The organism is Actinoplanes subglobosus, assembly GCF_042650585.1.
GTDB lineage: Bacteria > Actinomycetota > Actinomycetes > Mycobacteriales > Micromonosporaceae > Actinoplanes > Actinoplanes subglobosus.
In genome coordinates, this window is the sequence record NZ_JBHSBL010000028.1 from 453,734 (window position 1) to 461,129 (window position 7,396).

The window sequence follows — 7,396 nt, forward strand, 5'->3', positions numbered from 1 at the left end:
CGGATGAGGCGAGAGACGTATCGGGGGAGACGTGACGAATCGCCGTAGCTTCATGAGAGCCGGAGGTCTGCTGGCCACCGGTGTCGTGGTGACCGCCGCGACGTCCGGGCCGGCGCGGGCCTCGTCGCCAGCCGCCGGGTTGCCGCTGCTCACCTGGCATGCCGCTCTGGCCGGTCGGCGATATGCGCCGGCGACCGTCGCCGTGCTGGGGTCGTCGAGCAGCGAGGGCGTGGGCGCCTCCGGGTGGGGGCGCGGCTACGTCAGCGTAATGACCGAGAACCTGCGGGCCGCGTTTCCGGTCCCAGGTGTGCCCGGCGGGGACAACTATGTCGCCGCGTGGGGCACGCCACGATGGTGGCCGGTCCGCCTCAGCGGCGGCGGGACCAGGGTCACCACGGCCGGCTGGGGCCTCAAGGCGGTCGATCTGGCCGGTCCGGGGGAGAGCCTGACCTACACCTTCACCGGCACGAGCGTGCAGGTGTGGCACGACGGCACACCGGAGATCGTGGTCGACGGGCAGACCGTGGTGGTCCGCGGGCCGGGGCGGATCCACGGGTTCGCCACCTTCGACGGCGACGAGACGCGGGGCATCCAGGTCTACAACGGCGGGCACGGCGGCCGGACCAGCGGTGACTTCGCCTCACGGGCGGCGGCGTGGGCGCCCCGGCTGCGGCAGATCCGCCCGCATCTGGTGATCCTGCAGCTCGGCATCAACGACTGGCGGTCCGGCGTGTCTCCGGCGGAGATGAAACGCAATCTGACGGCGATCATCGCGACGGTCCGGGCGCACACCGACACCGATCCGTCGTTCGTCATCTACGGCACGCCACGGGTCGGCGCCGACCACCGGGTGCAGGATTACACCCGGTTCACCGAGGCGTGGCAGGAGATCGCGGCCGAGGACACCGGTGGGCCGGGCGGCGGCAGCGGCGTCGCCTACTTCGACCTCGCGGCCCGCCAGCCGTCGCCGTCGTCGGACAACGGGCACGGTCTCTACTGCGAGGACCTGGTGCACATGACCGATCGGGGGGCCGCCTTCACCGCCGACGCGCTGACCGCCTTCCTCCGGCCCTAGGGACGGACCAACCCGTTCTGGTATGCGATGACGACCAGCTGTGCGCGGTCGCGGGCGTTCAGTTTGACCATGGTGCGGTTGACGTGGGTCTTGACCGTGAGCGGCGACAGGAAGAGTCGTTGCGCGATGTCGTCGTTGGACAGTCCCTGCGCGACCAGGACCAGGATCTCCGTCTCACGTTCGGTGACCAGGTCGAGTGCCGCCAGTCGTGGTCCGGCCGGTGGCCGGGTCTGCTCGACGAACCGGCTGACCAGTCCGCGGGTGGCCTTCGGGGACAGCAGGGCTTCCCCGGCGGCGACGACCCGGATGGCGTGGGCGAGTTCGGCCGGGGCGACGTTCTTGCCGAGGAAACCGCTCGCCCCGGCCTGCAGCGCGAGCACCACGTTGTCGTCGTTGTCGAAGGTGGTGAGTACCAGGACGCGTACCCCGGCGAGGCGTTCGTCGGAGCAGATCCGCCGGGTCGCCTCGATGCCGTCCATGTGCGGCATCCGCAGGTCCATGAGGACGACGTCGATGCGGGCGGTATGGCACAGGTCGACGGCCTCGCGCCCGTCGGCGGCCTCACCGGCGATCTCCAGGTCGGGTTCGGCGCCGACGACCATCTTGAATCCGGCGCGGATCAGCGCCTGATCATCAGCGAGCAGGACACGGATCGTCATCGTGGGATTCCCCCGGGGAGGCGAGCGGGCACGGTACGGATGGTCATGTCAGGCTTCCCTGTAGCGCGGGCAGGACGGCGTGGACCCGGAAGCCTCCGCCGGGGATCGGGCCGGCGGTGACCTGTCCGTGGGCGGCGGCTGCCCGCTCGCGCATGCCGAGCAGCCCGAACCCGGATCCGGAACGGCGCGGCCGGGGCCACACGATCCGGTTGGTCACCTGGATCTCCAGCTCACCGGGACGATAGGTGACGTCGAGCAGGGCGCTGCCGTCGCCGTACCGGTGCGCGTTGGTCAGCGCCTCCTGCACGATCCGGTAGGCGGCCAGGTCGACCATCGCCGGCAGTGGCCGCCGTTCGCCGTGTTCCTGCCGCCGCACCTGGAAACCGGTGGTGCGCAGACCGTCCAGCAGGTCGTCGAGGCGTTCCAGCCCGGGCGCCGGCTCGGTCGGGTCGCTCTCGTTGGGGTCGCGCAGCACGCTGATCACCGATTTGATCTCGTCGAGGACCGTGTCGGCGGCACCGCGGATGTGGTCGAGGACGGGCCACACCTCCTCGGGCCGGTCGCGCAGCGCGTGCCCGGCGGCGCCGGCGTGGACGCTGATCACCGCGATGTGGTGCGCGACGACGTCGTGCAGTTCCCGCGCGATGCGCAGACGCTCATCCATCACCCGCCGCCGGGCCTCCTGTTCGCGGGTCTGTTCCGCTTGGCGGGCCCTCTCGGTGACCTCGGAGATGTACGCCCGTCGCATGCGCGCCGAGTCCCCCGCGCCGGCCCCGCCGAAGATCCACGCGAACAACCCGAACTGGTCCGGCCCCCACCAGCTCCCGAAGTCCATCACCGACCCGGTGATCACGATCGCGCCCCAGACCAGGGCCGCCTGCCGCCACGGACGGCGGCGCGGACTGTAGGCGGCGGCCGAGAACGTCAGCACCCCGAGCGTGATGAACAGTCCCGCCGCCACCGTCTCGGTGATCATGGTGAGGACCGCGACACCGGTCGCCACCATCAGGATCCGCTCGGGCACGCGTCGTCGCAGCAGCACCGCGGCCGCCGCGAACACGGCCAGGGCGACCGTCGCACCGGTCACCACCGGCTGCTGCAGTTTCAGGACCAGCACCACCTGCGCGGCGGCGAGCAGCACGTCCCCGATCCAGGCCCGGTGCCGGTGCTGTTCCAGCCACGGCGGCAGCCACACCTCTTGTCGCATGGTCACGACGGTAGGCCGCCGAACGATCTCTCTCGTCCTGTTCCCGCGGTATCGGGGGCGTCCGGGATACCGCGTTCGCAGTACATCGGTGCCCGCGCGGGCAGGACGACCCGGCGGCCGATTCCCGGGACCGTTGGGGGGTCCCCGAACGACTTGGAGGAGTCCCGTGGCGACCCTGTTGTACCGGCTGGGCCGGTTCTCGTTCCGGCGGCGCCGGCTCACCCTGGCGGCGTGGGTGCTGCTGCTGGCCCTGTTCGCGCTGGGCGCGTCGACGCTGTCGAAGCCGACGACCGGCGCGTTCTCGATCCCCGGCACCGAGTCGTCGCAGGCGATGGAGGTGCTGGCGGAGAGGTTCGGCGCCGGCTCGGACGCGGCCAGTGCCAAGGTGGTCTTCACCGCCGCCGACCCGATGACCGCGAAGAGCCTGGCCGATGCGGTCGCCGAGCTGAAGCAGGCCCCGCAGGTCGCCGCGGTCGCCGACCCGGTCTTCTCGGAGGACAAGCGGACCGCCTACGCGACGGTCACCTACACGGTCCCGGCCGCCGACGTCACCACCGAGTCCCGTGACGCGCTGCTCGCCGTCGAGGCCGGTGCCGGTGTGGGTGTCGAGTTCTCCGGCGAGGTCACCCGGAACGCCGAGGCGAGCCACCTGGCCGAGGGTCTCGGCATCGCGGTGGCCGCCCTGGTCCTGATGATCACGTTCGGTTCGATGGTCGCGGCGGGACTGCCGCTGCTCACCGCCCTGATCGGGGTCGGGCTGGGCATGCTCGGCATCCAGATCGCGACCGGCTTCTTCGACCTGTCGTCGTCGACCTCGGCCCTGGCCACCATGCTCGGCCTGGCCGTCGGCATCGACTACGCGCTGTTCGTGATCTCCCGTTACCGGCACGAGATCACCCGGACCGACGACCCGGAGGAGGCCGCCGGGCGGGCCGTCGGGACCGCCGGATCCGCTGTCGTCTTCGCCGGCCTCACCGTGATCATCGCGCTGGCCGCCCTGGCGGTCACCGGCATCCCGTTCCTCACCGCCATGGGCCTGGCCGCGGCCGCCACCGTCGCGATCGCCGTGCTGGTCACGCTGAGCCTGGTCCCGGCGGTCATCGGGTTCGCCGGCCGGCGGATCCTGCCGCGCGGCGCCCGGCGGGTGACCGGCACCCCGTTCGGTGAGCGCTGGGCCCGTGGCGTGCTCAAGCACCGGGTGCTGGCCGTGGTGCTGCCGCTCGCCGTGATCGCCACGGTCGCGCTGCCCGCCCTGGATCTGCGCCTGGCCCTGCCCGACGACAGCACCGCCGCCGTCGGCTCCACTCAACGTAAGGCGTACGACCAGCTGGCCGCCGGGTTCGGGGCCGGCTCCAACGGTCCGCTGATCATCGTGGTCGACGCCGGGGCGGCCGCCGCCGCGCAGAAGGCGATCGTCGGACTGGACGACGTCGTCATGGTCACCCCGCCGGCGACCGACCCGAGCGGCACGACCGCGATGCTGACCGTCATCCCGGCCAGCGCGCCGACCAGCGAGGCCACCCAGCAGCTCGTGCACGACATCCGCGGCCTGGGTATCGCGTCGCTGGCGGTCACCGGTGCCACGGCGGTCAACATCGACGTGTCCGACAAACTCAGTGCCGCGCTGGTGCCGTACCTCGCGATCGTGGTGGGTCTGGCCTTCCTGCTCCTGATGTTGGTGTTCCGCAGCGTGCTCGTGCCGATCAAGGCGACCCTCGGGTTCCTGCTCAGCGTGGCCGCGTCGTTCGGCGCGCTGGTCGCGGTCTTCCAGAACGGGCACCTCGCGGGCCTGCTCGGGGTGGAGACGACCGGGCCGATCGTGAGCGTCATGCCGATCTTCCTGATCGGGATCCTGTTCGGGCTGGCCATGGACTACGAGGTCTTCCTGGTCACCCGCACCCGCGAGGAGTTCGTGCACGGCGCCGCACCGGACGACGCGATCGTCAGCGGCATGCGGCACGGTGCCCGGGTCGTCACCGCCGCCGCCCTGATCATGATGAGTGTCTTCGCCGGATTCATCCTGGCCGACGACACGATCATCAAGAGTCTCGGTTTCGCGCTGGCCTTCGGTGTCGCCGTCGACGCCTTCCTGGTCCGGATGACGATCGTCCCGGCCGTGCTCAGCCTGCTCGGTCGCTCCGCCTGGTGGCTGCCGCGCTGGCTGGACCGCGCGCTGCCGAACGTGGACGTCGAGGGCGAGGCACTGTCACGGCGTAGGGAACTCGCCGGGGTCTGAGGCCAGCGAACGGGCGAACAGGTGCGCCAGCTCGGAGACGAAACCCAGCTCGGCGAGGGTCTCCATCCCGGGTGAGGCGAGCAGGTGGACCGCGCGGCGTACGTCGGGGGACAACCCGGCGTACGCCGACGCGTATCGCCGCCACACCGACAGGTCACCGGCGCTGAGCAGAGCCAGCCGCCGCTCCGGGTCGGCCAGGCGCCCGGCCAGCGCGGCCATCGTCGAGCCGGGCCGGGCGGCCAGCCGGTTCCCGGCCACACGCAGCGCCAGCGGCAGGTGCCCGCACAGCCCGGCCACCTCCCGGGCGTGCGGCGACTCCGGGTGGCCGGTGATCGCGGTGAGCAGGTCCACCGACTCGCCGGCGGTGAACGGCCGCAGCCGGAGCACGGTCCCGGCACCCGGTAGCGGACGCCGGCCGGTGATCACGACCGCCCGTCCGGCGGGCTCCGGCAGGCCGGCCGGATCCGCCACATCGTCGAGGATCAGCAGGTCACAGGGGGCGCCGACGCGGGCCACCCGCTCGGCGACCTCGTCCGGTCCGGCCGGCTCGGGGGTGCTGCCACGACAGTCGACGAAACAGGCGCGGCCGGCGATCCGGCCGGCGGCGTGCACCGCCAGCGCGGTCTTGCCGACACCGGGCGGGCCGTGCACGACGGTCACCGACCCGGGCCGGCAGGAGTCGGTGAGCAGCGCCAGCTCGGCCCGCCGGCCGGTGAAGTCGGGCAGGTCGCGGGGGAGCGCGCACACCCCGGACGGCACGTCGCGGGCGGCCAGCGCGGCGCGGGCCAGCGCGGACCGGTCCGCCGCGGCCAGGCCGAGGGCGTCGGCGAGAGCATCGACGGTACGCCGTTGCGGCACCGCGCTGACCCCGCGTTCCATGTCACTGATCGCCCGCACGCTGACCCCCGACTTGACGGCCAGTTCGTGCTGGGTCATCCGGGCCTTCCGCCGGTGGTCACGGAGCAGCGTGGCGTAGAGCGCGGTGGTCATGGTGCACAGCCTCGCGGACGGTCACGGGGCCTGGCTTGAGTCGAACGACTGCGCCGTCACCGGTGCGGTAACAGGCGGATGGCAAGATGCACGGGTGCAAGCGGGGGCGGGACTGATCGGGCGCGACACCGAGATGGCGCTGCTCGACCGGTTGCTGGACCAGACGGCCGCCGAGAGGGGCAGCGCCCTGGTCATCCGCGGTGAGCCGGGGATCGGGAAGACCGCACTGCTGGACCGGCTGGCCCGTACCGCTGAAGAACGCGGAATGCGGGTCCTGACCGCCGCCGGTGTCGAAAGCGAATCCCGTCTGCCCTATGCCGCACTGCACCAGCTGCTGTTCCCGCTGTCGGCGGCGATCGGCGGCCTGCCGCCGGTCCACCGCGCGGCGCTGCGGGCCGCGTTCGGCCTGGAACAGGGACAGCCGGACCTGTACGCGGTGGCTCTGGCCGCCCTCGACGTGATCGTCGACGCCGCCGCCGACCGGCCGATCGTCCTGGTCATCGACGACCTGCACTGGCTCGACAAGGCGAGCGCCGACGTGATGGCGTTCGTCGGCCGGCGCGTCGGCAGCGACGCGGTCCTCGCCGTCGGAGGCACCCGGACCGTCGCGCTCGACGATCCGCAGCGCCGCGCCGATCTGCCCGACCTGGAGCTGGGCCGGCTCACCGCGGCCGACGCGGCGGCCCTGCTGGACACGCACGCGCCGCGCCTGTCGCCGTCGGTGCGGGAACGGTTCCTGGCCGAGGCCGCCGGCAACCCCCTCGCGCTGGTGGAGCTTCCGCGCAGCGCGGCGGTGGTCGCCACGGCCGGTCCGCTGCCGCTCAACGGCCGGCTGGAGGCGGCGTTCGCGGCACGCGCGAGCACGCTGGGCGTACGCGAGAGTGCTCTGCTGTTGACCCTGGCCGCGGATGCGGCGTGCGATGTGCGGAGGCTGCTCGCCGCCGCGTCGGAGACGGCCGGTCAGCCGGTGACACTGGGTGACGCGCAGCGGGCCATCGATGCCGGGCTGATCGAGGCGGCCGGGTCGTCGCTGCGGTTCCGGCATCCGCTCATGCGGTCGGCCGTCTACCAGCGGGCGCCGCTCGCGGCCCGCCTCGACGTGCACCGTCACCTGGCCGGTCAGCTCGCCGACCTCCCTGACCGCCGTCTCTGGCACCTGGCGTCGGCCGCTCTCGGCCCCGACCCCGACCTGGCCGGCGAGCTGGAACGGCACGCCGAGCAGGCCCGGC

6 protein-coding genes are annotated in these 7,396 nt (G+C 72.6%); 3 read left to right on the forward strand and 3 right to left on the reverse strand.

Going from position 1 to position 7,396, the window contains the following annotated elements:
* The first annotated feature begins 52 nt into the window (after positions 1-52).
* The gene (locus tag ACFO0C_RS42425; RefSeq protein ID WP_378072506.1) at positions 53-1,075 is read left to right on the forward strand and encodes an SGNH/GDSL hydrolase family protein; all 1,023 of its coding nucleotides are present in this window, start codon (positions 53-55) and stop codon (positions 1,073-1,075) included.
* On the opposite strand, the gene ACFO0C_RS42430 is transcribed toward ACFO0C_RS42425, so the two are convergent.
* On the reverse strand, positions 1,072-1,734 hold the full coding sequence (locus ACFO0C_RS42430; protein ID WP_378072507.1) for a response regulator: 663 nt from the start codon (positions 1,732-1,734) through the stop codon (positions 1,072-1,074). The genes ACFO0C_RS42425 and ACFO0C_RS42430 overlap by 4 nt on opposite strands.
* 43 nt (positions 1,735-1,777) lie before the next feature.
* On the reverse strand, positions 1,778-2,941 hold the full coding sequence (locus tag ACFO0C_RS42435) for a sensor histidine kinase (RefSeq protein WP_378072508.1): 1,164 nt from the start codon (positions 2,939-2,941) through the stop codon (positions 1,778-1,780).
* Positions 2,942-3,107: 166 nt separating this feature from the next.
* Between ACFO0C_RS42435 and ACFO0C_RS42440 the strand changes: the two genes are divergently transcribed.
* Complete coding sequence (locus ACFO0C_RS42440; protein ID WP_378072509.1) at positions 3,108-5,177, forward strand: MMPL family transporter; 2,070 nt, start codon at positions 3,108-3,110, stop codon at positions 5,175-5,177.
* On the opposite strand, the gene ACFO0C_RS42445 is transcribed toward ACFO0C_RS42440, so the two are convergent.
* Positions 5,148-6,167, reverse strand: coding sequence for a helix-turn-helix domain-containing protein (locus ACFO0C_RS42445; RefSeq protein ID WP_378072510.1), 1,020 nt, complete (start codon positions 6,165-6,167; stop codon positions 5,148-5,150). The two genes, ACFO0C_RS42440 and ACFO0C_RS42445, sit on opposite strands and share 30 nt — an antisense overlap.
* A 94-nt stretch (positions 6,168-6,261) precedes the next feature.
* Here ACFO0C_RS42445 and ACFO0C_RS42450 point away from each other — a divergent pair.
* Positions 6,262-7,396 (forward strand): AAA family ATPase (locus ACFO0C_RS42450; protein ID WP_378072511.1); only part of this gene is annotated, 1,135 nt, incomplete at its 3' end.